General features: G+C 62.5%; 29 protein-coding genes and 1 other annotated feature. Of the genes, 6 read left to right on the plus strand and 23 right to left on the minus strand.

Translation table 11 applies throughout. The features are described 5' to 3' along the window. Positions 1 to 109 precede the first annotated feature (109 nt). The 4 genes from ilvD to LCF60_RS01345 all read left to right on the plus strand — a co-directional run bounded on the left by ilvD (position 110) and on the right by LCF60_RS01345 (position 3780). Entirely contained in the window at positions 110 to 1873 is a 1764-nt protein-coding gene (gene ilvD, locus LCF60_RS01330) for a dihydroxy-acid dehydratase (RefSeq protein ID WP_292289212.1), read from the plus strand. Further along, positions 1870 to 2478: a dihydroxy-acid dehydratase gene (locus LCF60_RS01335; protein WP_292289213.1), complete on the plus strand. Its 609-nt coding sequence runs from the start codon at positions 1870 to 1872 to the stop codon at positions 2476 to 2478. The genes ilvD and LCF60_RS01335 overlap by 4 nt, the downstream gene beginning before the upstream one ends. A 140-nt stretch (positions 2479 to 2618) precedes the next feature. Then, a complete protein-coding gene (locus LCF60_RS01340) occupies positions 2619 to 3392 on the plus strand; it encodes a DUF6478 family protein (protein ID WP_292289214.1) in 774 nt (257 codons plus the stop codon). Between the two features lie 10 nt (positions 3393 to 3402). Further along, a complete protein-coding gene (locus LCF60_RS01345) occupies positions 3403 to 3780 on the plus strand; it encodes a hypothetical protein (RefSeq protein WP_292289215.1) in 378 nt (125 codons plus the stop codon). Positions 3781 to 3794: 14 nt separating this feature from the next. Here the strand turns inward: LCF60_RS01345 and LCF60_RS01350 are convergent, their stop codons facing one another. Together LCF60_RS01350 and LCF60_RS01355 are read right to left on the minus strand one after the other, a co-directional pair. Continuing rightward, positions 3795 to 4652 (minus strand): universal stress protein, encoded by an 858-nt coding sequence (locus LCF60_RS01350; protein WP_292289216.1) that lies wholly within the window; start codon positions 4650 to 4652, stop codon positions 3795 to 3797. An 11-nt stretch (positions 4653 to 4663) separates the two neighbouring features. After that, positions 4664 to 6154, minus strand: coding sequence for a SulP family inorganic anion transporter (locus LCF60_RS01355; protein ID WP_292289217.1), 1491 nt, complete (start codon positions 6152 to 6154; stop codon positions 4664 to 4666). A gap of 65 nt (positions 6155 to 6219) precedes the next feature. Then, positions 6220 to 6277 (minus strand) — a sequence feature (sul1 is cis-regulatory element that is thought to sense ions involved in sulfur or methionine metabolism; They are found in Alphaproteobacteria). Positions 6278 to 6529: 252 nt separating this feature from the next. Between LCF60_RS01355 and LCF60_RS01360 the strand changes: the two genes are divergently transcribed. Then, entirely contained in the window at positions 6530 to 7519 is a 990-nt protein-coding gene (locus LCF60_RS01360; RefSeq protein ID WP_292289218.1) for a glutathione S-transferase family protein, read from the plus strand. Here LCF60_RS01360 and LCF60_RS01365 read toward each other — a convergent pair. The 3 genes from LCF60_RS01365 to smc all read right to left on the minus strand — a co-directional run bounded on the left by LCF60_RS01365 (position 7516) and on the right by smc (position 11926). Beyond that, positions 7516 to 7878, minus strand: a complete 363-nt coding sequence (locus LCF60_RS01365; RefSeq protein ID WP_292289219.1) for a hypothetical protein — start codon at positions 7876 to 7878, stop codon at positions 7516 to 7518. The genes LCF60_RS01360 and LCF60_RS01365 overlap by 4 nt on opposite strands. Before the next feature lie 194 nt (positions 7879 to 8072). Next, the gene (locus LCF60_RS01370) at positions 8073 to 8429 is read right to left on the minus strand and encodes a hypothetical protein (RefSeq protein ID WP_292289220.1); all 357 of its coding nucleotides are present in this window, start codon (positions 8427 to 8429) and stop codon (positions 8073 to 8075) included. Positions 8430 to 8470: 41 nt separating this feature from the next. Beyond that, the gene (smc, locus tag LCF60_RS01375; protein ID WP_292289221.1) at positions 8471 to 11926 is read right to left on the minus strand and encodes a chromosome segregation protein SMC; all 3456 of its coding nucleotides are present in this window, start codon (positions 11924 to 11926) and stop codon (positions 8471 to 8473) included. 240 nt (positions 11927 to 12166) lie between these two features. Between smc and LCF60_RS01380 the strand changes: the two genes are divergently transcribed. Further along, on the plus strand, positions 12167 to 13384 hold the full coding sequence (locus LCF60_RS01380) for a hypothetical protein (RefSeq protein WP_292289222.1): 1218 nt from the start codon (positions 12167 to 12169) through the stop codon (positions 13382 to 13384). Between the two features lie 143 nt (positions 13385 to 13527). Here the strand turns inward: LCF60_RS01380 and LCF60_RS01385 are convergent, their stop codons facing one another. From LCF60_RS01385 to LCF60_RS01470, 18 genes are all read right to left on the minus strand, one after another. Then, entirely contained in the window at positions 13528 to 13725 is a 198-nt protein-coding gene (locus tag LCF60_RS01385; protein ID WP_292289223.1) for a hypothetical protein, read from the minus strand. Beyond that, positions 13726 to 14535, minus strand: a complete 810-nt coding sequence (locus LCF60_RS01390; protein ID WP_292289224.1) for a division plane positioning ATPase MipZ — start codon at positions 14533 to 14535, stop codon at positions 13726 to 13728. It lies immediately after the preceding gene. Between the two features lie 186 nt (positions 14536 to 14721). Continuing rightward, on the minus strand, positions 14722 to 14943 hold the full coding sequence (gene rpmE / locus LCF60_RS01395) for a 50S ribosomal protein L31 (RefSeq protein ID WP_292289225.1): 222 nt from the start codon (positions 14941 to 14943) through the stop codon (positions 14722 to 14724). An 11-nt stretch (positions 14944 to 14954) separates the two neighbouring features. Next, positions 14955 to 15338, minus strand: coding sequence for a 50S ribosomal protein L19 (rplS, locus tag LCF60_RS01400; RefSeq protein WP_292289226.1), 384 nt, complete (start codon positions 15336 to 15338; stop codon positions 14955 to 14957). Between the two features lie 301 nt (positions 15339 to 15639). Beyond that, positions 15640 to 15948 carry an EthD family reductase gene (locus LCF60_RS01405; RefSeq protein WP_292289227.1) on the minus strand — a complete coding sequence of 103 codons (309 nt, stop codon included), beginning with the start codon at positions 15946 to 15948 and terminating at the stop codon, positions 15640 to 15642. 63 nt (positions 15949 to 16011) lie between these two features. Next, positions 16012 to 16827: a tRNA (guanosine(37)-N1)-methyltransferase TrmD gene (trmD, locus tag LCF60_RS01410; protein ID WP_292289228.1), complete on the minus strand. Its 816-nt coding sequence runs from the start codon at positions 16825 to 16827 to the stop codon at positions 16012 to 16014. Positions 16828 to 16884: 57 nt separating this feature from the next. Then, positions 16885 to 17502, minus strand: a complete 618-nt coding sequence (locus LCF60_RS01415; protein ID WP_292289229.1) for a hypothetical protein — start codon at positions 17500 to 17502, stop codon at positions 16885 to 16887. 39 nt (positions 17503 to 17541) lie between these two features. After that, positions 17542 to 18342 carry a hypothetical protein gene (locus LCF60_RS01420; protein ID WP_292289230.1) on the minus strand — a complete coding sequence of 267 codons (801 nt, stop codon included), beginning with the start codon at positions 18340 to 18342 and terminating at the stop codon, positions 17542 to 17544. Further along, complete coding sequence (gene rimM, locus LCF60_RS01425; protein WP_292289231.1) at positions 18339 to 18845, minus strand: ribosome maturation factor RimM; 507 nt, start codon at positions 18843 to 18845, stop codon at positions 18339 to 18341. Before rimM ends, LCF60_RS01420 begins: the two co-directional genes overlap by 4 nt. 76 nt (positions 18846 to 18921) lie before the next feature. Further along, positions 18922 to 19743, minus strand: a complete 822-nt coding sequence (locus LCF60_RS01430; protein WP_292289232.1) for a MipA/OmpV family protein — start codon at positions 19741 to 19743, stop codon at positions 18922 to 18924. A 217-nt stretch (positions 19744 to 19960) separates the two neighbouring features. Then, entirely contained in the window at positions 19961 to 20341 is a 381-nt protein-coding gene (gene rpsP / locus LCF60_RS01435; RefSeq protein ID WP_292289233.1) for a 30S ribosomal protein S16, read from the minus strand. Positions 20342 to 20382: 41 nt separating this feature from the next. After that, complete coding sequence (locus LCF60_RS01440) at positions 20383 to 20676, minus strand: chorismate mutase (RefSeq protein WP_292289380.1); 294 nt, start codon at positions 20674 to 20676, stop codon at positions 20383 to 20385. Positions 20677 to 20695: 19 nt separating this feature from the next. Next, a complete protein-coding gene (locus LCF60_RS01445; RefSeq protein WP_292289234.1) occupies positions 20696 to 21304 on the minus strand; it encodes a GNAT family N-acetyltransferase in 609 nt (202 codons plus the stop codon). Then, the gene (locus LCF60_RS01450; RefSeq protein WP_292289235.1) at positions 21301 to 21816 is read right to left on the minus strand and encodes a GNAT family N-acetyltransferase; all 516 of its coding nucleotides are present in this window, start codon (positions 21814 to 21816) and stop codon (positions 21301 to 21303) included. The genes LCF60_RS01445 and LCF60_RS01450 overlap by 4 nt, the downstream gene beginning before the upstream one ends. Beyond that, a complete protein-coding gene (locus LCF60_RS01455; protein WP_292289236.1) occupies positions 21813 to 22340 on the minus strand; it encodes a GNAT family N-acetyltransferase in 528 nt (175 codons plus the stop codon). The genes LCF60_RS01450 and LCF60_RS01455 overlap by 4 nt, the downstream gene beginning before the upstream one ends. 94 nt (positions 22341 to 22434) lie before the next feature. After that, positions 22435 to 22971 (minus strand): GNAT family N-acetyltransferase, encoded by a 537-nt coding sequence (locus LCF60_RS01460; RefSeq protein WP_292289237.1) that lies wholly within the window; start codon positions 22969 to 22971, stop codon positions 22435 to 22437. A 6-nt stretch (positions 22972 to 22977) separates the two neighbouring features. Beyond that, the gene (gene ffh, locus LCF60_RS01465) at positions 22978 to 24483 is read right to left on the minus strand and encodes a signal recognition particle protein (RefSeq protein ID WP_292289238.1); all 1506 of its coding nucleotides are present in this window, start codon (positions 24481 to 24483) and stop codon (positions 22978 to 22980) included. A 205-nt stretch (positions 24484 to 24688) separates the two neighbouring features. Continuing rightward, the gene (locus LCF60_RS01470; RefSeq protein WP_292289239.1) at positions 24689 to 25270 is read right to left on the minus strand and encodes an NAD(P)H-dependent oxidoreductase; all 582 of its coding nucleotides are present in this window, start codon (positions 25268 to 25270) and stop codon (positions 24689 to 24691) included. Positions 25271 to 25303: the final 33 nt, after the last annotated feature.

Raw genomic sequence — 25303 nt, forward strand, 5'->3', positions numbered from 1 at the left:
CTTCCTTCAAGCCATTTCGAAATGGCTTGCACGCCCGTTCCGCAATCTCTTGTGCAGGTCTCACCCCTTCGTTATTCCGGATCCAAGCAAGATTTCAGGGAGGAGCGTCATGCTCAAGCGTCCATTCGACAAGTCGAAACTGCCGAGCCGCCATGTCACCGAAGGACCCGAGCGCGCGCCGCACCGGTCGTATTACTACGCGATGGGCATGACCGAGGAAGAAATCCACCAGCCTCTGGTCGGCGTTGCCACCTGCTGGAACGAGGCCGCCCCCTGCAACATCGCTTTGAGCCGTCAGGCGCAGGCGGTGAAGATGGGCGTCAAGCACGCGTCCGGAACGCCGCGTGAATTCACCACGATCACCGTCACCGACGGCATCGCGATGGGCCACGAGGGCATGCGGTCTTCGCTGGCGTCGCGCGAAGCGATTGCCGACACGGTCGAACTGACGATGCGGGGCCACTCCTATGACGCGGTTGTGGGACTTGCCGGCTGCGACAAGTCCCTGCCCGGCATGATGATGGCGATGGTGCGTCTCAACGTGCCGTCGGTCTTCATCTACGGTGGGTCGATCCTTCCGGGGCGTGCGCCGCAGGTCGACGAGATCCCCGAGGATTTCCGTAGCCGTGACCTGACCGTGCAGGACATGTTCGAAGCGGTCGGGCGACACCAGAACAACGAAATGTCCGATGCGGCGCTCGACATGCTCGAACGCGTCGCGTGCCCGTCTGCCGGGGCCTGCGGGGGACAGTTCACGGCCAATACCATGGCCTGTGTTTCCGAAGCGATCGGTCTGGCGCTGTTCAATTCGTCGGGCATGCCGGCACCCTACGAATCCCGCGATCAATATGGCGAGGCGTCGGGCCGCGCGGTCATGGATCTCATCGAGCAGAACATCAAGGCGCGTGACGTCGTGACCCGCAAGGCGCTGGAAAACGCCGCGCGCGTCGTGGCGTGTACCGGCGGATCGACCAATGCCGGCCTGCACCTTCCTGCCATCGCGCACGAGGCCGGGATCGAATTCTACCTTGAGGATGTCTGCGAGATCTTCCGCGACACGCCCTATTTCGTCGACCTCAAGCCCGGCGGCACCTATGTCGCCAAGGATCTTTACGACGCTGGCGGGATCCCCGTCGTGATGAAGGAACTGCGCAAGGCGGGCCTGATCCACGAGGATTGCATCACCGCCTCCACCCGCACCATCGGCGAAGAGCTGGACCGCATCGCGCGCGAGGCGGATGGCAAGGTGATCTATTCGATCGAAAACCCGATCACCAAGACCGGTGGCGTTGTGGGCCTCAAGGGCAACCTTGCCCCCGAAGGCGCCATCGTCAAAGTCGCTGGCATTTCGGCCGAAGGCCAGGTCTTCACCGGCCCGGCCCGCGTCTTTGAATGCGAGGAAGACGCCTTCGCCGCCGTCAAGGCGCGGTCCTACGAAGAGGGCGAGGTCCTGGTGATCCGCAACGAAGGCCCCGCCGGTGGCCCCGGCATGCGTGAAATGCTGGCGACAACGGCGGCGCTGTCGGGTCAGGGTATGGGCAAGAAGGTCGCGCTGATCACCGATGGACGGTTCTCCGGGGCGACGCGCGGGTTCTGTGTCGGCCATGTCGGCCCCGAAGCCGCCCTTGGCGGTCCGATCGGACTGCTGAAAAACGGCGACATGATCACCATCGACGCCGTCAACGGATCACTCAGCGTGGACCTGTCGGACGACGAGCTGGAACAGCGCAAGGCCGACTGGACCGGCCCGCGTGAAACCATCTACACCTCCGGTGCGATCTGGAAATTCGCCAAGCTTGTCGGCCCGACCTACAAGGGCGCTGTCACGCATCCGGGAGCCGAAGGCGAAAAACACCAGTATTGCGATCTGTGACAGCCATTTTGAAACCGATCGGCACCGCGCTTCTGGGCGCGGTATTGCTGCTTGGTTGCAACGATACGGCGCCGTTCGGCAGCATGTCCCTGGTGGACCCGTCGGTGCAAACGGGTCCGGCGCCACTGCTGTCCGCGACATTGGCAAGTGGGCGCATCACGGTTTCGGGTCCGGACGGCTACTGCATCGACCGGACAACATTGCGCCGCGCGGCAAGTGGCGGTTTCGCGGCCATCGCAAGCTGCAACATCCTGACCGGGGGCCAGCACGGTCCGCAGGTGGAGCCGGGTCTCGTGACGGTCACGGTGAGCCGTGCAAACGGCGTCGCGCCCTCACCCTCCGATCTTGCCGGCGCGCTGGGGACCGAGCTTTTGAACAGCCGCGAACTCAGCGCGCTGAGCGTGGGCCAGATGGCAAGCGGCGGCGCATCGGCGTTCGACGGAAGCGATCCGCGCCATTGGCGCGGGGCGTTCGTGCTGGGCGACCATCTGATCGGTGTCACGCTTTACGCGCCTCGGAACAGCCCCTTGACCGGCGCGCAGGGGGCCGCATTCCTGAACACGGTTTCTTCACGCATCCGCGCTAGATCCGAGGCAGGCACCTAGCCCAGTGCAGAACAGTCGCAATCTGCAACTGATCCTCCGGTCCCGCGACTTGACCGTTTATTACGATTGCGGGATCTGTGATAAAAACGGGGAACCGGCCAGAAAAACGCCGGACGCATATTTGCAGGAGCGAGCAGCTCATGTCGGAGATGAAACCCGGTCTGCTTGACCGTGTGATCCAGCAATCCGCGCTCAGGCGGTTCCGCCGCTGGGCCGAAACCGCGCGCTATGCAGATTTGCGCGAATTACGGCGCAACCGGGCGGCGGCCCGCCGGATGAAATACCATCTCGATGAACTGATCCATGTCGCCGACGACCGCCTCGCGCTTCCCGTCGTCGGCAACCAGGCGGTGCCGGTCCCCTATGACGCGGACTGGTCGTGGCGCCCCGAAGCGTGGTGCGGCCCGTTGCCGGTGCAAGGTATCTCGTCGGTCGAGAACAAATCCATGCTGGGGCGCGAGGTGACGCTGTTTCACGACTGCGCCCAATCCGAACTGACGCTGCGCCAGCTGCGCAACACCAGCGCCGATGATCTGGCGGCCTATGGTCTGCGACTTGATGTCTTTCGTTTCGACGGCTCGTACCTGTCCCTGGTGATCGACCTTCCGCCGGCCGCCGCGCATGATCTCAAGCGCAAACATCTGATCCGCTTCGATGTCATCGTCGAGCTGGAGAGGCCACTGGAAATCTTTGCCCGGCTGAATGTCCAACACGGCCCCAACACCGAACAAATCGTGCGGGAACTGCCGCTGAACGACCGGACGCTCGCCGTCGAATTCGATCTGGCCTACACGAAACTGAACGAGAAGCGGGTCGAGAAACTCTGGATCGACCTGATTTTCGAGAACCCGGAAATGAGCGAGGTGATCCTGCGGGACTTGTTTTTCAGCCGTCGCCCGCGTGCCGAGTTGTGAGGATCAACTGATGACTGCGTATTCCCTGTCGAAATCCCGCTTTTTCGAAGGCATCTGGGAAGGCGTGATCGCCGGAAGCACCGACGACACCCCCGCACCGAAAGTCGCCGTCCGGGTACATGACCAGGAGGTTCCGGACGTGGCGATCGAGCCGCTGCCGGATCCGGCGTCCTGGCTGCTTCGCGTGCCTGTCCCTGCCAACATGATCGCCGACGGTGTGCATACCTTCCTGATCTCCGAGGACAGCTTGGGCTTGCCGCTCGGCGATTTCTCCATCATCGCGGGAGACGCCGCCGGAGAGGACATCCGATCGGAAATGGCCCTGCTCCGGGCCGAGCTTGACCTGCTCAAACGGTCGTTCCGTCGACACTGCCGCGAGACCGCCTGAGCCGGGTTTCCGCTCTAGCGCATGATCAGAACCGGCACCCGGCACGAGCGGAGCATCTCTGTCGTGGTGGAGCCGATGATGAACGAGCGCACGCGGCTATGGCCGTAGGCCCCCATGACCAGAAGGTCGTGCGCGCCTTCGGACGTGACCTGGGCCAGCACCTTTTCCGGCTCGCCCGGCTGGACCAGGGTTTCAGCCTCGAACCCGCCCGCCTTGAGCGTCGCGGCGGCATCGGACAGGGATTTTTTCAGGTCGGAGGTGTCCTTGCCGGCAAAGACAAGCGTCACCTTCAGACCCGAGAAGAGCGGGCTGCGCGCAATGTAGTCGATGGCCTTGAGCGAAGACGCTCCGCCGTCAAAGGCCACGAGCACACGTTCCACCGGCTTGAAGGCACGGTTGGCGATGAAGACCGGCTTGTGGCTGGCGCGCACGATGCGTTCGAGATTGGAGCCAAGATGCTCCATCGCCAGCCCGGCGGCTTCGCCCCTTTTCCCGATGACGATCATGTCGCCGGTTTCTTCCTTGGCGGTGATCGTCTCGACCAGATCGCCCTGGCGCAGCCTTGTTTCGACGGCGACCTTGCCATCCCCCTCGATGATCGCCTTTGCATCTTCCAGAATGGCGCGCCCGTGTTCATGCGCGAGCTTGGCGCGGGTGGCGTCCAGTTCCGACAGCTGTTCAAGCAGAGCGGTGCGCGCCCCGAGGCGGATAGCGCCGGACAGATCCTGTTTTTCGACAGCATCGCGGCGGCCCATGACGTGGTAGATCTTGACGGTCCAGTCATTGCGCCCCGCGATCCACGCGGCGTGATGACAAACGCTTTCGGCGTAGGCAGAGCCGTCCACGAGGGCGATCAGTGTGTTGGTGGTCATTGGTTTCTTCCCTAGTGGCCCAGCAGTTCGTCCATCGCGCCTGGCTTGTCGTGTATTGCCAGCCGGTCAACGATGGTTTCGGAGGCTTCGTTCAGGCCGATCAGTTCGACCTCTGCCCCTTCACGGCGGAATTTGAGCACAGCCATGTCCAGCGCCGCAACCGACGAAATGTCCCAGATATGCGCGCGGCTGAGGTCGATGGTGACTTTCTCTGGCGCTTCGCGGAAGTCAAAGGCCTTCATGAAGTCCTCGGAGGACGCAAAGAACAGCTGGCCTTCGATCATGTAGGTGCGGTGGTTGCCATCCGGCGTGATGGTGGAACGCACGCGGAACAGTTGCGAGATCTTCCAGGCAAAAAAGATGCCCGACAGAAGCACGCCGACCAGAACGCCGATGGCCAGGTTGTGCGTGTAGACGACGAAGAACACGGTCGCCAGCATCACGATGGAGGACGATCTCGGGTGATCGCGCAGGTTCTTGATCGAGGACCAAGAGAACGTGCCGATGGAGACCATGATCATGATCGCCACCAGCGCCGCCATCGGGATCATCGCCACGATGTCACCAAGGGCAACAACCATGATCAAGAGAAAGACCCCGGCTGAAAACGCCGAGAGCCGCCCGCGGCCTCCGGATTTCACGTTGATGATCGACTGGCCGATCATGGCACACCCGGCCATGCCGCCGATAAAGCCGGTGGCAGTGTTGGCGATGCCCTGGCCGATACATTCCTGGTTGCGGTCTGACGAGGTGTCGGTGAGGTCATCGACGATCTGCTGCGTCATCAGGCTTTCCAGCAAGCCGACGACGGCAACGGCGACCGAATAGGGGAAGATGATCTGCAGGGTCTCGAAGTTGAGCGGGATGTCGGGGATCAGGAACACCGGCAGGGTGTCGGGAAGATCGCCCATGTCGCCCACGGTCCGCACGTCCCATCCCATGACAAGAACGACCACGGTCAGCACGATGATCGTGACCAGCGGTGACGGGACAGCCTTGGTCAGCATCGGAAAAAGATAGATGATGGCAAGCCCCGCCGCGACCAGCACGTAAGTGAGCATGGGCACCAGGGAGGGGTCGAGTTCGGGCAATTGCGCCATGAAGATCAGGATCGCGAGCGCGTTGACGAACCCGGTCATCACCGATTTCGACACGAAGCGCATGACATACCCGAGTTTCAGGAAACCCGCTCCGATCTGCAAGAGCCCGGCAAGAACCGTGGCGGCAAGCAGGTATTCCAGCCCATGATCCCGGACCAATGTGACCATCAGCACCGCGGTGGCTGCTGTCGCTGCCGAGATCATGCCGGGACGTCCGCCCGTGATCGCGATGATGACGGCAATCGAGAAGGACGCATAAAGCCCGACCTTCGGATCGACCCCGGCGATGATCGAGAACGCGATGGCTTCGGGGATCAGGGCCAGGGCGACAACAAGACCGGAGAGCAGGTCGCCTCGGATGTTGTGGGTCCACTGGTGACGATACTGTGAGAGAGTGATCATGAAAAGTTCTGTGCCCATAGGCCGCGGTGTCGATTCGCGGTCTTTTTTCGGTGTCATAAATTATGGGTTATCCGGCGGATAGGCGGCCGGAAGAGCCAGCAGGATGAGATACCCCGCTCCATGTTCGCGGGCTCCTTACCGTGACGCCACGCAAAAGCCAAGTTGCCCCGGCACAATCCTTGGCCGTCATGCACGCAGCGGTGTCTTTAAGGCACCGGATGCCCAGGATTTGAGCAGAAGTCTGGCAGCGGACCGGGTGTTTGAGGATGACCGGCCCGGGATGTGCGCAAACCCGGACCTGTCTGCGCGGGCAGTGGCGTTTTGTGGAACGGCGGTCTGCGCTATGTGTTCCTGAATGAAAAAGAGGAGCGCGACATGGGTCTATTGGTAGACGGCGTCTGGAAAGACCAGTGGTACGATACGAAAAGCTCGGGCGGAAAGTTCGAACGCAGCACATCGAAATTCCGCAACTGGATCACCGCCGATGGAAGCGCGGGCCCGTCCGGGGACGGCGGTTTTCCGGCCCAGTCGGGACGCTACCACCTTTACGTCAGCTTCGCCTGCCCCTGGGCGCATCGCACGCTGGTCTTCCGCAAGCTGAAAGGGCTCGAGCCGCATATCGACGTGTCCGTGGTGCATCCGGACATGCTGGGTGACGGTTGGTCGTTCGACACGGATTTTCCGGGGGCAACCGGCGATCGCTTGTACGGTCTGCCTTTCGCGCGCGACATCTACCTCAAGGCCGATCCCGGGATCTCGGGTCGGGTCACCGTTCCGATCCTGTGGGACAAGGAGCGCGAGACCATCGTGTCGAACGAAAGCGCCGAAATCATCCGCATGTTCAATTCGGCCTTCGACGGGATCACCGGAAACACCGATGATTACTGGCCGAAACCGCTGCGCGACGACATCGAAGAGGTGAATGCGCGTGTTTACGATACGGTCAACAACGGGGTCTACAAGGCGGGTTTCGCCACCACGCAACAGGCATATGACGAAGCGGTGGTGCCGCTTTTCGACAGCCTGGACTGGCTGGACGACCGGCTGTCATCAAGGCGCTACCTGATGGGCGATCGGATCACCGAAGCGGACTGGCGTCTGTTCACGACGCTTGCGCGGTTCGATTCCGTCTATCATCTGCATTTCAAGTGCAACCGTCGGCGGATCATCGATTATCCCTATCTCTGGGGCTATACGCGCGAACTGTACCAATGGCCCGGCGTTGCCGAAACCGTTCACTTCGATCATATCGTGCGCCACTATCACTACAGCCACGACAGCATCAATCCGAACCGGATCATCCCGATCAACCCGATCCTCGACTTCGATGCGCCACATGGGCGGGACCGTCTGCACGCCGCCTAGTTCGCCTTGGCGTAATGCTCGACCATCGCCGCAAGGTCATCCGGCTGTGTGGCGCTGGGGACGAAGGCACAGGCGTTCGAACACAGCTGAAAGATCGACCCGTCGGAAAAGAAGCTGGTGTTGGTGACAAAGATCACGCGGGCATCGGGATGGCGATAGCTTGCGTAATCGGCGACGGCGATGGCGCTGCCATTGTCCAGAACCACGTCGAGGATGATGATCGGGTAGTAGCGGGCGCAAAGACTGTCGATCGCGGATTCCTGGTCAAGGGACACGTCCGCCACATGCCCGTGCCGTTGCAGATGGCGTTGCCACATCTGACCAAGCTTCACGTTGTTCTGTACAATCAGCACATGCATTGAGGTTAGCGGATCCGGTTTCGGGGCGGGGGGCTTTCCCAGCGTCGTTCAGCAGATGATAATAAAGAGTTAACGTTCAGGTAAGCTTTGTGCCCGAAATGTTAAAATGAGCGGAAGCCAGCCGATATTTTGCGGTTCCGCGCCGGTTTTCGTGTATGGGTTGTGGCGAACCCGGTCTTGTCGCGTATTATGACTCAGGGTCGGGTCGGAAACCGGTCTCCGGACGTGGTGATGACGGTCAACCGCCCAGCCGAGTCTGTCACGTAAAGATCACACCGCGAAAACCCGGTGACGAATTCGATGCAGATGGTGCTGTTCTCTCCGACCTCGAAATACCCGTACCCGGTGCCGCCTTCGTTTGCGTAGGTGTAGGTATAGCGACCGTCCTCGAAAAATCGGGACTGTCCATCGTCGAAAAACCTGATCGTGGTGCCCCTGAGCCGGGTGTCGAGCGTTGTCTGATCGAACAGGACGTCACCGTCGCGCGGCACGATCTCCTGTGCGGCAAGCATCGCAGGCAAAAGGCACAGAAGGAAAATCCAGCGTATCATGGTTGGATGTTAGACGAACCGCGCCGAAACCGGGGACACGTTTACGCGACCAGGCGTTCGGCCTTCTTGAGATCGACCGAGACAAGCTGGCTCACGCCCTGTTCCTGCATGGTCACCCCGAAAAGCCTGTCCATGCGAGACATGGTGACGGCGTGGTGGGTGATGATCAGGAACCGAGTTTCGGTGCGGCGGCACATTTCGTCCAGCATGTCGCAGAAGCGGGTGACGTTCGCGTCATCCAGCGGAGCGTCAACTTCGTCGAGCACGCAGATCGGCGCAGGGTTGGCGAGGAAGACGGCAAAAATCAGCGCAAGCGCAGTCAGCGTCTGTTCGCCACCTGACAGGAGCGACAGGGTGGACAGCTTCTTGCCCGGCGGCTGGCACATGATCTCGAGCCCGGCTTCGAGAGGGTCGTCGCTTTCCACCATTACGAGGTTTGCCTCGCCGCCGCCGAACAGATGGGTGAAAAGCAGGGTAAAGTTGCTGTTCACCTGCTCGAACGCTGTCAGAAGCCGTTCGCGGCCTTCGCGGTTAAGACTGGCGATGCCGGAGCGGAGTGTCTTGACCGCCTCTTCCAGATCAAGCTTTTCGGCAAGCAGGGTGTCGTGCTCTTCCTGCACCTCGCGGGCGTCTTCCTCGGCACGCAGGTTCACGGCGCCAAGGGCGTCGCGCTGCCGTTTGAGGCGGGACACGTCCGCGTCGATCGCCTCGGCCTTCGGCAGGTTGTCCGGATCGGCACCCAGCTTCTGCAAGAGCGCGGTCGGGCTGGTGTCCTGCTCCTCGGCGATCCGTTCGGCGGCCGCCGTGACCGCTTCGCGGGCGGCTTCGGCGCGGGCCTCGGATCGGGCGCGGGCTTCGCGGGCCTCCGACGCTTTCCGCTCGGCCTCGCGTTCGGCCTGATCCGACTGGCGCAAAGCGGCCTCGGCAGAAGACAACGCAACCTCTGCGGCGGCCTTGCGGGCCTCGGCCTGCGAAATCTCGTGCCCGAGGTTTTCGCGCTGCAAGGCAAGTTCCGCGGGCCTGTGCGAGGCCGCATCAAGTTCGGTCTGCGCCGCCTCACGTCGTTCGGCAAGCTCGGCGCTGCGCTTTTCGGCGGTGTCGAGCCGGTGGCGCCAGCCGCTGAGATCCTTGGTGACCTGCTGCGCACGAGCTTTGCGAGCCTCGCCTTCGCGGCGCAGTTCGTCATGGGCAGAGCGGCGGGACATCATCGTCATGCGCGCCGCTTCGACCGTCATCTTGAGGTCTTCGACCTCGGCCCTGGCGCTGTCGAGGTCTTCAAGGCCGGCCACGGCACGTTGGGCTTCGACCAGCAAAGCGCGCGCCGTGGTGGCCTCATCCTCGTAGCGCGACACCGACAGCGACAGGCTTTCAAGCTTGCCTTCCGCCATGTCGCGATCGGCCTCTGCCCGGCTGAGCTTGCGGGCGGCTTCGGTGACCGCGGCATCCGCATCGCGGCGGGCCTGACGGGCGGCTTTCTCGGCCTGCGCCAGATCGGACATGCGCTGGGTCAGGCTCTCATGTGCGTCCCGTGCGCCGTCCACGCGGGCCGAGGCGCGCGCGGTCTCCTGCTTGAGGGATTCAAGGCGGTTGAGCTGTTCCAGCCGCAGCGCCGCGGTAGAAGGCGCGTCCTCGGCCCATGCGCGGTAGCCGTCCCAGCGCCAGAGGTCCCCTTCAAGACTGACAAGGCGCTGGCCGGGTCTGAGCAGCGGATGCAGGCGTGCCGCGTCCTCGGGATCGACAAGACCGATCTGCGACATGCGCCGCTCAAGAACCTCCGGGACCGAGACATGTTGCGTGAGAGCGGTCACGCCGTCGGGCAGCGGCTGGGTCACGTCATAAGCGGGCAGGACAGACCAGCCCGTCGGCCCGTCACCTTCGACCTCGGGGGCGCGCAAATCGTCGGCCAGCGCCGCGCCAAGGGCCTTTTCAAATCCCTGCTCGACTTGAAGACGGTCGAGGATCTGTCCTCCTTCGGCGGTGTCGCGGTCAAGCAGGCGGGCGAGGGCGCTTGTCTCTGCCGAAAGCGCGTTCATCTCTCCCTCGGCTTCAGAGCGCTCGGCGCGGGCGTCGGCCTCGCGGGCTTGCGTGTCGGCACGGGCGGCTTCGGCTTCGGTCAGAACCTCATCTGCCCGCTCGGCGAGATCACGAGCCGAAGCCTGTTCGGCGCGGGCCTGTTCTGCGGTGTCTTTCGCGGTGACAAGACTCTGTTTCGCATCCAGAACCGCTTCGCGGGCGCGCAGCGCGTCTGCCTCGTTCCGGTCGAGTGTCTTCTGACTGTCCGACAACAGTCGGTGCGCGGATTGGTGGCGGGCGGCCAGACGCGCCACGTCCTCGGTTTTCTGGCTCAGATCGGCTTCGCGGGCTTGCAGGACAGCACCCGCTTCGCGCGCGGCTTCGGCGGTCTCGGCCAGCCTGTCGTCGTGGCCTTCGGCGGCTTTCGCCAGTTCGCGCGCTTCCCATTCCAGCTGCTGGATGGTTTCACCCGCGTCCCGGTTCAGGCCGCTTTCGCGTTCCATGTCCCTGGTCATCTGATCGATGCGTCGGGTAAGCGTCTGGATGGTTTCCTCGGCGCGGCGTTCCTGCTCCGAAAGCGTGTCGCGCTGAAGCGTCAGACGCTGGACGATGGCTGCGGCGATGGCGGATTCCTCGCGCAGCGGGGGCAGGGCGGCATCCGCCTCTTCGCGCGCCCTCGTGGCCATGCGCGCGGTGGTCTCGGCCTTGGCGGCTTCCGTCGTGCGGTCTCGCAACTGCCCATCCGCTTCGGCACGGGCGACATCCGCATCTTTCCAGCGCCGATAAAGCAAGAGACCCTCTGCGTGACGCAGTTCTTCTCCGATGGCGCGGTAGCGCGCGGCCTGCCTCGCCTGTCGCGCCAGCTGGGCGAGTTGCGCTGCCAGCTGTTCGATCACGTCGTCGACGCGCAGCAGGTTGGCCTCGGTATTCTTGAGCTTCAGCTCGGCCTCGTGACGACGCTGGTAAAGCCCCGAGATGCCGGCCGCCTCTTCCAGGATCCGGCGGCGGTTCTTGGGTTTGGCGTTGATCAATTCGCTGATCTGGCCCTGCCGGACGAGCGCAGGCGAATGTGCCCCGGTGGACGCATCGGCAAACAGCATCTGGATGTCGCGCGCGCGCACGTCCTTGCCATTGGCCTTGTAGGCGCTGCCCACGTCGCGGGTGATGCGGCGGACAATGTCGATCTGATCCTGGTCGTTGAAGCCTGCCGGGGCGACACGGTCGGCATTGTCGATCTGGATCGACACCTCGGCAAAGTTTCGGGCCGGGCGGGTGGCCGCGCCGGCAAAGATCACGTCTTCCATGCCACCGCCGCGCATGGCGGTCGGACGGTTCTCGCCCATCACCCAGCGCAGGGCTTCCAGCAGGTTGGACTTGCCACAGCCGTTCGGCCCCACGACGCCGGTCAGGCCATCTGCGATGACCAGATCGGTGGGGTCAACGAAGCTCTTGAAGCCCGTCAAACGGAGTTTGGAAAAGCGCACTCGGGTAGCCTGCCTGATTCCTGTCTTTGACGACAGTGTGTCGCGGCGGTTGCGGCGAAGTCAACGTATTCGTGCCGCATGTGGTGAGGAGCGGGTGCTTATCCACAAGATATTGCGGATTTAGGGGCTGCGTCGCGAGGCGGTAACGTGCAGGACCATCTCCCGTTCAGCAATCAGCTATTTACATTCTGAAAATGGAATGTATTTATATTCCATAAATAGAATGTAAGGAGATCGCTCATGGACCGTTCCGTCATCAGACCCGCAGATACCTATTCACCGATCTACTTCCTGGCCTCTCTTGGCGCCGGGGGTATTGCCGTGACGTTTTTCATGTTCCTGATGTTCTGGGTGCCCCATCCGGGTCAACCCGTGCCCGTGTTCGAGGACATTACAGCCGCGTTCGGCAGTGGCAGCCTGTCGTTGCAAATCGGCATTGCCGTGGCCCTGTTCGGCATCGCCACGTTTGTCTTTCTCAACCTCAAATCGCTGATCTGGAACCTCCAGTCGTTTTCGGCCTTCAAGAAAACAGAGGCCTACGCAAAACTGCGCGAAACGAATGCCGAAGCCACGGTGCTGGCCATGCCGCTGGCGCTTGCCATGAGCGTCAACGCCCTGTTCATCGTCGGTCTGGTCTTCGTGCCGCAGCTTTGGAGCGTGGTCGAATACCTGTTCCCCATGGCCCTGGTCGCCTTTGCCGCCATCGGGGTACTGGCGTTCCGCATGATCGGGGCTTTCCTTGGCCGCGTTCTGTCCAAGGGTGGCGTGTTCGACGTGACCGCGCATAATTCGTTCGCACAGCTTCTGCCCGCCTTCAGCATCGCCATGGTCGGTGTCGGCTTTGCCGCGCCCGCCGCGATGAGCACCTCGGCCAGCACCGTTGCCGTGGCCCTGATGCTGTCGACCTTCTTCGGGGTTGCCGCGATCCTTTATACCGTGATCGCCGCCACCACCGCCTTTGCGTCGATGCTTCAGCATGGCACCGCGCGGGAATCCGGCCCGACCCTGATGATCATCGTGCCGATCGTCACCGTTCTGGGCATCCTGTTCCTGCGTCAAAGCCATGGACTGCACGTCGCGTTCGATGCGCATACGCAGGCCGGTGACACGATGATCTTCCTGGCCCGTTTGCTGTCGGTGCAGGTTGTGTTCCTTCTGCTCGGTGCGGTTGTCATGATGCGTCAGGGCTATTTCACCGACTTCGTGATGGGGGCGAAAACCTCGCCCGGATCCTATGCGCTGGTCTGTCCGGCGGTCGCGCTTTCGGTGATGCTCCACTTCTTCGTCAACAAGGGGCTGGTTGGTGCCGGGGCCATCGAGAAATTCGGCATCGCCTATTGGGGTGTCACCGGGATCGCCATTGCTGCTCAGATCGTCGCCATCGCGTTGGTGCTGCGCCTTAACCGTCAGCATTTCACCCGCCGCGCGGCACCCGCTGCCGCAGTACCGGCGGAGTGACCGCAGCCCTTGCTCTCGAGACAGGCAAAGCCCGGATCAGGTGGTCCGGGCTTTCCACAGTATAGCAACCAGGTCTGCACCAGGCGTGACCAAATTCGCGGCGTCTTTGAGATTTTCCTGTTCAGCATCGGCGCCAAGGCACGTCAATCGCGGCTGCGCCAGAGCTCACGCCCGGTCCAGAGCGCGGTGCCGCCGAAGAACAGCCCGGCGATGCCCACCACCTCGACCAGCGCGGCGGCGTTGGAAATGCCCCGCACCAAAACGACGACGACTAGCAACGCAAGACCGCCAAGGCTGAACACGAGCCGGAACCAGAGTTCCTTTCGGGTCGGACCCGACACTCAGAAGGTGACAGTGACGCCGGGCAGGTTCAACGCCTTGATCAGGTCGCGCAATTCCTGACGGGCGGCAATGTTCGAGATGTTGAGCTGCTTGACACCGACATCCTTGAGATCCAGCAGGGTCATGCCGCGCGGGAACAATTCGCGAAAGATCACCCGTTCGTTGAAGCCGGGGGCCACGCGGAATCCGATACGTTTGGATAGACGGTCGAGCGCCTTTTCCATCTTGGCCTTGTTGACCATCTGCTGTGCACCAACGCGATTGCGCAGAACGACCCAGTCGATCGGTGGCAGTCCGGCCTGTGCACGCAGTTGACGCGCATTCCAGACCATCTCGGAATAGACCGACGGGCCCTCGATCTTTTCGCCGCTTGCATCGGTATGGGCCAGCAGGTCGAAATCGACGAAGCTGTCGTTCAAGGGCGTGATCAGCGTATCGGCCAGCGAATGCGCCACCTGGCTCAGCCGTGTATGCGAGCCGGGACAGTCGATCAGGATGAATTCGCTACCGGGTTCCAGTTCGGCCACGGCGGCGGACAGGCGGTGATCATAGATGTTTTCGCCCGGTTGCAGGCTCTCGGGGTCGATGTCCGGCAATTCGAGGTAGCGCGGGGTCGGCAGGTCAAGCCCCTCGCTTTCAAGCACCTTCATGCGGTTGCCGATGTAGCGGCCCATCGTCTTTTGCCGCAGATCGAGGTCGAGCGTGCCAACCTGGTGGCCCATCCGCGACAGCGCCGTCGCGACATGCATCGACACGGTCGATTTGCCCGCGCCGCCCTTTTCGTTCCCGACAACAATGATATGTGCCATCTGTTCGCTCACCCCGCCTTTGGAAAATCTATGACCTGATTGCAGCGGATGTTGCAACGGGGTGCGGTGCGATTTGGCGCCAATTGCGGCGACGGAGACTCAGGTGGCGGACGGGCAGAACTGCACCCGCAAATGAAAAGGCCGCCCTGAAAAGAGCGGCCTGATCCGAATTCGAGGGCGGGTGCTTTAGAAGCCCAGGCCTTCGTACTTTTTCTTGAACTTCGACACGCGGCCACCGGTGTCCATCAGGCGCGAGTTGCCGCCTGTCCAGGCCGGGTGAACGGAGGGGTCGATGTCGAGCGACAGCGTGTCGCCTTCATTGCCCCAGACCGAGCGCATTTCCACGACGGTGCCATCGGTCATCTTGACGTTGATGGTGTGGTATTCGGGATGGATATCTTTTTTCATCTCGGCGGTCCTTACGCGTCTGCGCCCTTGAGGGGCTTGTAAGTTGTGTCTTCCGCGATACGGGCCGATTTGCCGCGACGCGAACGGAGGTAGTACAGCTTGGCGCGACGGACGCGGCCACGGCGGACAACCTCGATGCTGTCGATGTTGGTCGAATAGAGCGGGAACACACGCTCCACACCTTCACCGAACGAAATCTTGCGAACCGTGAACGATCCGGCAATGCCCGAACCCTGACGGCGGCTGATGCAGACGCCTTCGTAGTTCTGAACCCGGGTGCGGGTGCCTTCGGTCACTTTGTAGCCGACACGGATGGTGTCGCCGGCCTTGAAATCGGGAATGGTTTTCCCGAGCGAGGCGATCTGTTCCGCCTCCAACTGAGCGATCAGGTCCATCGCTTCTCTCCTAAATGCTTGCGGTTGCTCCGCAAAGATGTGCGCGTCCTCAGAGCTCTTGGTCTTCGTCCGGGTCCGCCTGTTCCGAGTGTTCGGAGCGCCCGCCAGAGATCAGGTCGTCTTTGTCTTGTCATGTCCGGGATGGGTGCGGTTCGGGCCACATGCGAAGAACACACGGAATCACCGCACCGGGCTTACACCCGGAACATGCGCCGTAAACCAGAACCGGGCCTGCAAATCAAGGGCCGTTTGGTGCCGGAAGCAGCATCATCACCAGTGTGTGCAAGGAACACGAGCCACGTCAGGCGATCACTTCGCCAATCAGCATCTGCGGTTGTGTATTGGTAAAGTTTGCAATGTCCGCGATCACCGGCCCCGACGCTGCCAGGGCAGAGTCCAAGGCACCCTGATCGGCAAAGGTCATTGTGGCGACAGCATAGGAGTGCGGCGCTACATCCGGTCCCGAGGCCAGCCCCTTTGTCACAAGTGTCTTGTCGATATGAGCGCCCATGTGTTCGCCCACCATGGGGATGTGGGTGCCAAGGTAATACTCGAAATCAAAATGGGTATCTTCGGTGATTGGGTAAATCACTTGTAGGGAAAGGGCCATTTTCTTCTCCGGCAGGTCACTGAATGCGCCGACCCTATCACACTTCATGAGATTTCGCCGCGCTCAATCCTTCTGGTCGTCCTTGGCCTCGAGTGTCGCCCAAAGATCCGGTCGTCTTTCGCGGGTCAGTGATCTGGACTGCTCCTTGCGCCATTTGGCGATTTCGCCGTGATGCCCGGACATCAGGACCGGTGGAATCGCCATGCCGCGCCATTCCGCAGGGCGCGTGTATTGCGGGTGTTCAAGCAAGCCGTCGGAAAAGCTTTCCTCTTCTGTCGAGGCGTCATTGCCCAAGACCCCCGGCAAGAGCCGCACGGTTGCATCGATAAGCGCCTGTGCCGCGATCTCTCCTCCGGTCAGGACAAAGTCGCCAAGACTGACTTCGATGATGCGGTAATGGTCGATCACCCGTTGGTCGAGCCCTTCGAAGCGGCCGCAGATCAGGCTGACGCCGGGACCGGCGGCAAGGCTCTTGGCCATGTCCTGCGTAAAGGGCCGGCCTCGTGGGCTGAGATAGATCAGCGGGCTGCCGGGCGCGGCGCGCGGGCGGGCATGGTCGATGGCCGCGGCCATGATGTCGGGACGCAGCACCATGCCGGCTCCACCCCCGGCCGGAGTGTCATCCACATTGCGATGCTTGCCCTCGCCGAATTGACGCAGCGCCACGGTTTCGATCTGCCAAAGCCCATCCTTGAGCGCGCGCCCGGTCAGGGACTGCCCCAGTATGCCGGGGAACGCCTCGGGCATCAGCGTGATGACCTGCGCCTTCCAGACCCGCGCCAGATCCGGGCTCTGCTCCATCAACTCGCGCGGCTTGAATGTTGCGCGAATGGTTTTGCGGCCATGCGATTTCTGCGGAGGTGTCTTGGAATCGTCCATCGGGTTCGCCTTTCGTGACGCCGATGCATTTAGTCGTTTGTTCGCGCAATGACCAGTTCAGGCGCTCGGTGATACAGCAATGCTGTCGCGCATGGCCAGAACTGCGGTCGGCGAGGCAAAAAAGGCTGCCATGGCGCCGGCTTCGGCCGGCGTTGCGCGCATCACGCGTTCGATGAGCCACAACTCGCGGGCCTGATCGTCCGAGACATGCAACACATCGGTTTTCCGCCAACGCGCCATGATCCGCGTGAGCACCATCGCGATCTGTGCGTCAGGGGACAGAAACGCGGCCGGCTGTGTCGTGGCGGACATGAGGCTGTGAAGGTTCGCCCGGATCACCATCGGGTCGGGCGCCTTGTCGATCAGCGCCGATCTGGCAGAGGGAACAAGAAGTGAGGGATACTCATTCTTGATGATACCAGCCCCGATCTGGGCGTTCTTGATCTGGGGCGACAGGGCCAGCGCGGCCGCTGCGACCCCGAGTGCGCCGAACAGCCCAAGGATCAGGAACGCGATCGAAACCGCGAATTCCTGCAAGGCAATAAAGACCATGCCCGGTGAAAGCGCGGCAATACTTAGCAGTAGTCGGCGTGATATGTTGGTCACCAAGTCTCGCTCCCCCGAGCCGTCGAGTATCGGTACCGGCTGGGAATGGCGAATTCCCGCCGAGATCATGGCTTTGACGTGGCGAATTCCACGCAGATCCGTGGAAGATCAGGCAAGGACGCGCCGGGCCATCTTGCGAATGAGGCGCTTGGCTTCCTGCACGTCCTTTTCGGGCAGCGCGCTTTGGTTCAAGGCAAGAAACACGGCGTCTATTCCGACATCGGGCTGGACGTTCTCGGGCGGCAGGGCTTTCAGGGACGCGCGGTCAAGATCGGGCAGATCCAGCAGAGACAGAATGGGCTCCAATGGTCCGAGGGGCAATTCTGCGGACTGCTCGAGTCCGCAGGAGGTGACACGGGCCGGGGCAACGTCCTGCGCCACTTCGGTCAGGATGTCTTCGAGGCCGCGCGCGTCGTCGAACTGGGCACTGTAGGCGGCGAAATCCTGGGTCAAACGGGTGCTGCGCAGGTTCTGCCACCAGGTGCTGCGCAACCATGGGTCGCGGTGACGCGTCGAGAAGTAGAACGTCACGTCGGCGTCGGCCCCGAAGCGGGCAAGAACGGCATCGGACAGGCATTTCATCACCAGCCCGGCGCTGTCATAGCATTCAAGGCCATGACGACCCGGCATATGACCCGAAAGGTCTTCGGAGCAGAGCAGGACAGGTCTCGGATCATCCGCGTCCAGGGTTTCGAAAAATGCGACGGCCGCCTTGGCGACCTGCGCCAGCGTGCGTTCTTTCGGGTCGATCGAAAAGGCGCGGGCCCTGGTGGTCAGGTCTTCGAAATCGTCTTTCAGGAAAACCCGCAGATGCGGGTCCAGCCGCTTGGCGTTCTCGCGCAGCATGGCCTGCACGCTTGTGGTGCCTGTCTTGTGAAACCCTGCATGCACGACGATCCGTGTCGTCACGAAAACAGGCCCTCGGGCGGGTCGGCCACGATGCGCCCCTGCGCAAGGTCCACGGTGGGCACGACCGCCTTGGTGAAGGGCAACAGCACGGTCTGTTTCTGGCCCGGAGCGCGCAATTCGAGCAGATCGTCCGCGCCGTTGTTGATCACCGCCATCACCTTGCCCAGCGGGGCGCCGCCCGTATCGACCACCTCGAGCCCCATCAGGTCGGCATGGTAGAATTCGTCGTCCGGAAGTGTCGGCAACCTGTCGCGCGGCACGAAAAGCTGCGTACCCCGCAGGGCATCGGCGTCTTCCTTGGTGCTGACGCCGGACAGGCGGGCTGCCAGCCCGTTCTTGATCTGGCGTGTGATCTTTACGGTAAAGCTGCGCGTGCCGTCTTCGGTTTCCAACGGCGCATAGCTCCCGATGTCCTCGGGATTGGATGTGAAGCTCTTGAGGCGCACGTCTCCGCGCACCCCGAAGGCCCCGGCAATTGCTCCGACACAGACTTTGTCACTCACGCGGTTTCGCTCCCGGTCGCTATGCCCGACTGGATAGACCAGACCGGCATGCCGAGGCAATTGCCTGCGTGTCGGATCAGCCGCCGATGCTGAAGACGCGGGTCACACCAAACCGGATGCCCCATTGTTCGTCTTCGCCCTGTTCGATGATCGGGCTGTCTGCCGCATCTTCCGTGAACTTGTCGTAGGTGATTGCGCCTTCGAGTCCCCAGAGATCACTGATCTTGTAGCGGGCTCCGAACTCGACCCCCGCAGACACCATGCCGCCGTCGGGATCGTAGGCCCCGAGCGCGGCGCTGGATTCGGCCGGTGTGACGCCGAAATAGGTGTCTGTATACGTATCGTCACCGAAAAGCAGGCGCGGTCCCACCGACAGGCGCAAACGTTCTGTCGGGCGCAGGATCGCATCAGCGCCGATTTCTCCAACCCAGCCTTCATGACCACCGAAACCGCGACGGGCCTCGACAAAGGTGGCGAAATTTTCCGTGCCGTAGCTGATTGCGCCACCTACTTCGAATGCAGCGTCGATGTCATCCAGACCTGCGAGCTCGTCAAAATCGCCGGTGTCGCGTTCGCGGATATAGCGGAACGATCCGCGGAAGTTCAGACCCGTCCTTTCGGCCCATGGATCAAGATTGCCGACGCTGCGACCGTTGCCCAGAGATAGATAATCGAGTCGAAAACCAAGGTCGGGCCCGACCGCATATTCGTCCGAGCCAAAATATTCAGGCGACGCCGCCACCCCGCCGCGCAAAGTGAAGACAAGCCGCGGCCGCTCCGGTGCCGGGGCAGGAGCCATGACAGGGGCTTGAGCGGTTGTTTCTTCCGGCCCCGCGGCGTGAGCGGCCGCGGCTGTGACGAGGGCGAGACTTGAGACGGTGACGAGGCGCGCGATCATGAGGAGGGCTCCTGTTGGCGTGAAGGCTTGGTTGGAGACATGGCGCGGCGATGGGTAGGCGTCAAGAAAAGCCTCGGCGTTCCCGCAAAATGCCGTAACGGTCCACTACGCGCCCGAGGCCGCGATGCTTTTCTGCCATCCTGGGATTGGTCCTGCACCAACGCAGGAAAACGTGCAGATGGCCGGGTGGGCCGACCATCTGCGCGCATGTCCGCGTTTATTCTGCGGAGGCGTCTTCGCTGGCCGGAGCCTCGGCAGCTTCTGCCGCCTTGGCGGCCTTGGCTTCGGCGCGTTCGGTTGCGGCCTTGCCCGGTACCGCTTTCTTCGGGTTGCTGCGTTCTTTCTTCTCTACGACGCCAGCGGCTTCGAGGAAACGCGACACGCGGTCTGTGGTCTGGGCGCCCTGGCTCATCCAGTACTGGATGCGCTCGACGTCCATCTTCACGCGCTCTTCGCTGTCTTTGGGCAGCAGCGGGTTATAGGTGCCCAGCTTCTCGATGAAGCGGCCATCGCGCGGCATGCGGCTGTCTGCGGCAACGATACGGTAGAAAGGGCGCTTTTTGGAACCGCCTCGGGCGAGACGAATTTTGATAGCCATTTTGATATTCTCCTAGGTTTTTCGAGATGACGGGCTGACCGTCAGGATTGCTTCTGTTTGTGGTGCTGGATGACTTCCTGAATGATGAAATTCAGGAATTTCTTGGCGAACTCAGGGTCAAGGTCGGCCTGAGCCGCAAGCTCTTCGAGCCGCGCGATCTGTTTTTCTTCGCGCGCGGGGTCTGAGGGCGGGAGGTCGTGTTGTGCCTTGAGCACACCCACGGCCTGCGTGTGTTTGAAGCGCTCGGCCAGCGTGAACACGAGGATCGCGTCCAGCCGGTCAATGCTTTTGCGGTGGCCCTTGAGCAGCTCGGCTGCGCGGGTCACGGGATCAATGGTTATGTCAGTCCCAATATCAGTCAATGGCCCAGCCTTTCGGTTTGAACAGGGGGTCTTGGTAATGCGCAATTTCCATGTCGATGCCGTGCGACAATTGCGTGCCGCGCAGCGCATCGGGGCTGGGATGACGGTAGACAACATCGCTGCCATCGACGGTGGGCGCATCGTGGTCTTTCTTCGCGCCCAGACGTTCGGCCAGCCGGATGCTGTCGAGGTTCTTGGGGTCGAGATAGCTGACCGCGGTCTCCCAGCCCTTGTCCTCGTAAAAATGGCGGCGCACGCGATGGGTCGCTTCCAGCGCGTATCCCTTGCCTGCGCGATCCGGCCAGATGATCCAGGCGATTTCCCGTTCGGGCCATTTCGCCGGCGACCAGCCACCCGCCATGCCGACGGTCTCACCGGTGTCCTTGAGATGCACCATCCACATGCCGAAGCCGCGGATTTCCCAATGACCGATCTCGGCGGCATAGAGCATCCACGCCTCGTAGCCATTGAGCGGCCCACCCATGAAGCGTGACCGATAGGATGCAAAGGTCGCCTTGAAGTCTGGGTAATCCTCGGCCCTGGGGCTGCGCAGTTGCAGGCGCTTGGTTTCGAGAACGGGAATGTCGCGGTGACCTGTCATGCGACCTCCTGAACGGGATGCCGGTAGACGTGGCAGGGATGACCGGCCACGGTTCCGTCGCGTTCGTGGATCGCGCCAAGCCGGTCCGCCAGAGCGCGCGACCGCGCGTTCTCCGGGTCGATGTAGGAAATCACGCCGTCCAGACCGAAATGCCGCGCTCCGTAGGCTCGGGCTGCGGTTGCCGCCTCATAGGCGATACCTGTGCCTTCGAAAGGATCGTAGACATGCCAGCCCAGTTCGGGTTCATCCCAGCTTTCGTTGAAGATGAAGCCGACCCGCCCGGCGGTTGTGCCGCTGGCGCGATCTTCCAGCATCCACATTCCGTAGCTGCGCAAAGCCCAGTGGCCATAGGTTGCCAGAAATCCGCCCCAGGCGCGCAGGCGCGGGTAGGGCCCGCCGACAAACCGCGCGCGGTCGGAAGCGGCGAATGCTGCGAACGCCTCGAAATCGCTTTCGCGCGGGCCACGCAGGATCAGGCGGTCTGTTTCGATCACGGGGATGTCCAAAGTCATGCCAGCGTCTCCGGACCCGGATGCCGGTAAAGCAGGTCTTCGCCCATGTTCGGGTTGTGGTAGGTCCGTTCGTACACGGCGCCCATGCGCTCTGCCAGCCGGATCGAGCGGGTGTTGCCCGGCACGATGTTCGAGGTCAGCGTGGTGAAGCCGAGGTCGTCATAGGCCCAGCGGCGCGCGCGGCAGGCGGCCTCGAAAGCGATGCCCTTGCCTTCGAACCCGTCGAACACGACCCAACCTACCTCGGGTTCAGGCCAGCCCTCGGGATTCCAGATGCCGCTGATGCCGGCGGGTTTGCCCGTCGCCTTGTCTTCGATCGTGAAATATCCATAGCCGTGCCAGTGCCAGTGGCCCACGTTAAGGGCGAACCAGCGCCACGATTCCGGGCGATTGGTGTAGCCGCCAAAACCGGCCGCACGCGTGTCGTCCATCAGGAACGTGATTATCGCGTCCGCGTCGCGCCTTTCGGGCGAGCGGAGTATCAGGCGATCCGTTTCGAGGGTGGGTGCATTGGTCAGGCTCATGCGCGGGAAGCCTTTTCGAAAAGGCTTGCGACGCGGTTTGCAAACCGCGTTCCAAGCGCCTTCGAAGGCGCTTTCGCCTGCGTCACCCGGGCGCTCATGCGTAGGCCTCCGGGCTGCCGTCGGCGTCCGGGCTGTGGCGGTAGACGACGGTTTCCTCGGCGGTTTCGCCCTCGGGGAGTGCAGCGTCGAGGTCCAGCACAGCACCAAGCCGTTCGGCCAGAGCGCGCGAGCGCGTGTTTTCAGGCGTGATGTAGCTTACCAGCGTGTCGAAGCCCTGTTCCCACGCCCAGCCCAATGCGGCTGTGGCGGCCTCGGACGCGTAGCCTTTGCCCTCGGCGGTCTCGAACAGGGTCCAGCCGATCTCGCGCTCTGGGAAATGCGGCGGATGGGTGATCGCCACCTGGCCGATAAAATCGCCCTCGGCCGTATCGACGGCCCACGCCCCGTGCCCCATCCAGTCCCACGCGACCACTTCGGACGACAGCCCGTAGAACAGATGTGTCCTGTCCTTGGGCGCGCCGATATAGCCTGCGCGCGGCGTTTGGTAAAAGGCCCAGAAGGCTTCCATGTCGTCCATGCGATGTGGACGCAGACGCAGACGCGGCGTGGTTATGACGGGGGCTTCACGCATCGAGAGTTACTTCTTCTTGCCGAATCCGCTCAGGCCCGGTGGCAGGCCACCCATGCCGCCGCCCAGTCCGGGCATGCCGCCCTTGGCACCCATCGCCTTGGCGGCCTGTTCCAGCGCCTTGGGATCCATCTGGCTGGGGTCCATCCCCTCGGGCATGCCGCCCTTGCCGAACATGCCTTTCATAGCCTGTTTCAGCATGCCGCCTTTGCCCATCTTGCCCATCTTCTTCATCATGTCGCCCATCTGGCGCTGCATCTTGAGCAGCTTGTTGAGCTCGGACACCTCCATCCCGGCACCCTTGGCGATGCGCTTCTTGCGGCTCGCCTGAAGGATCTGCGGATTGGCGCGTTCCTTCTTTGTCATGGACTGGATCAGCGCAATCTGCTGGCGCAGCATCTTGTCGTCGATCCCTGCGCCGTCCATCTGCTTCTGCATCTTGGCGGCGCCGGGCATCATCGCCATCATGCCTTCCATGCCGCCCATCTTCATCATCTGTTCCAGCTGCATCTTGAGGTCGTTCATGTTGAACTGACCCTTCTGGAAGCGCTTCATCATGCGCTCGGCCTGTTCGACCTCGAGCGTCTGCTGTGCCTTCTCGACCAGCGCGACGATGTCGCCCATGCCGAGGATGCGGCCCGCGATCCGGTCCGGCTCGAAGGTTTCGAGAGCGTCCATCTTTTCGCCCAGGCCGACAAAGCGGATCGGCTTGCCGGTCACGGCGCGCATCGACAGCGCCGCACCGCCGCGCCCGTCACCGTCCATCCGGGTCAGGACAACGCCGGTGATGCCGATGCGTTCGTCGAAGTTTTCGGCCGTGTGCACGGCGTCCTGACCGGTCAGGCCATCGACCACCAGCAGCGTTTCGCGCGGATTGGCGACATCGCGCACCGCTTCGACCTGCGCCATCAGTTCTTCGTCGATGGACAGACGGCCCGCGGTGTCGAGCATGTAGACATCGTAGCCACCAAGGCTCGCCTGCGTCTTGGCGCGCTTGGCGATGGCGACCGGGTTCTCGCCCTTGACGATGGGCAACGTGTCGACGCCGATCTGCGCGCCGAGGATCTGGAGCTGTTCCATCGCGGCGGGGCGGTTCACGTCGAGCGACGCCATCAGCACCTTCTTGCCCTCGCGCTCTTTCAGGCGCTTGGCGATCTTGGCGGTGGTGGTGGTCTTGCCGCCGCCCTGCAGGCCGACCATCAGGATCGGTGCGGGCGCGTTGTCGATCTTGAGCTTGCCGGGGTCTTCGTCGCCGGTCAGGACGTGCTTGAGTTCGTCATGAACAATCTTGACGACCTGCTGGCCGGGCGTGATCGACTTGGTGACGGCCTGACCCGTGGCCTTTTCCTGCACCGCCTTGATGAAGTCGCGGGCGACCGGCAGGGACACGTCGGCCTCGAGCAGGGCAACGCGCACTTCGCGCAACGCCGTCTTGACGTCATCCTCGGACAGAGCACCCTGTTTGGTCAGCCGATCGAAGACGCTGCCAAGGCGGTCGGACAGATTTTCAAACATGGGCTCTCGCCTCCTTTGCCGCTGGTTTGGTCCTGATGTAAGGGCCAGCGGCGCATTCCACAAACGTCAAACGCCCCCACGGGCGTAACACGCTGGTGGGGGGCGATCCCGGACCGAGTCCAAGGGACCGGAAAGTCGGGCTTTCCGGAGTTGAATGGCGTTTAGGCCAAATCGGCGCGCAGAGTCAAGCCGCGCGCCGTTCGGGTCAGGCGGCGAGGGCCTGAAGCGCTGCGTCCGCCTTGGCGTGCGATGCCTCGGCGTCGATCATCAACTGGTCGGCGGCAACGAAGTGGACATCGGTGATGCCGATGAAGCCAAGGATATGCCGCAGGTAGCCGCTGGCAAAGTCGATCTCGGATCCGACCTGGGTTCCGCCAGAGGCAATGGCGACGATGGCGCGCTTGCCGGTCAGCAGGCCCTCGGGCCCGGTCTCGGTATAGCGGAAGGTGATTCCGGCGCGGGCGATCTGGTCGATCCAGGCCTTGAGCGTGGCCGGAATGCCGAAATTGTATATCGGAGTGCCGATGACCAGGGTATCAGCCGCAGTGAGTTCCGCGATCAGGCTGTCCGACAGCGCGAGCGTGTCGCGCTGTGCCTCGGTCCGCTGATCCTGTGGGGTCCAGTTGGCAGCCAGCCATTCGGCGTCGATGGTCGGGATCGCGACGGCCAAGTCGCGGTGGATGATGCCTTGCGGGGCAAGCCGGTCGATGATGCGCTGCGTCAGGGCGCGGCTTTCGGAACCATCGCGGCGGGCGGAGGCGTCGATGCGTAGAACAGTATGGGTCATGGGTCAGTCCGATCACAGAAGTGTTTGCGTTGT

It is taken from the genome of Marivita sp., from assembly GCF_020055635.1.
Lineage (GTDB): Bacteria > Pseudomonadota > Alphaproteobacteria > Rhodobacterales > Rhodobacteraceae > Marivita.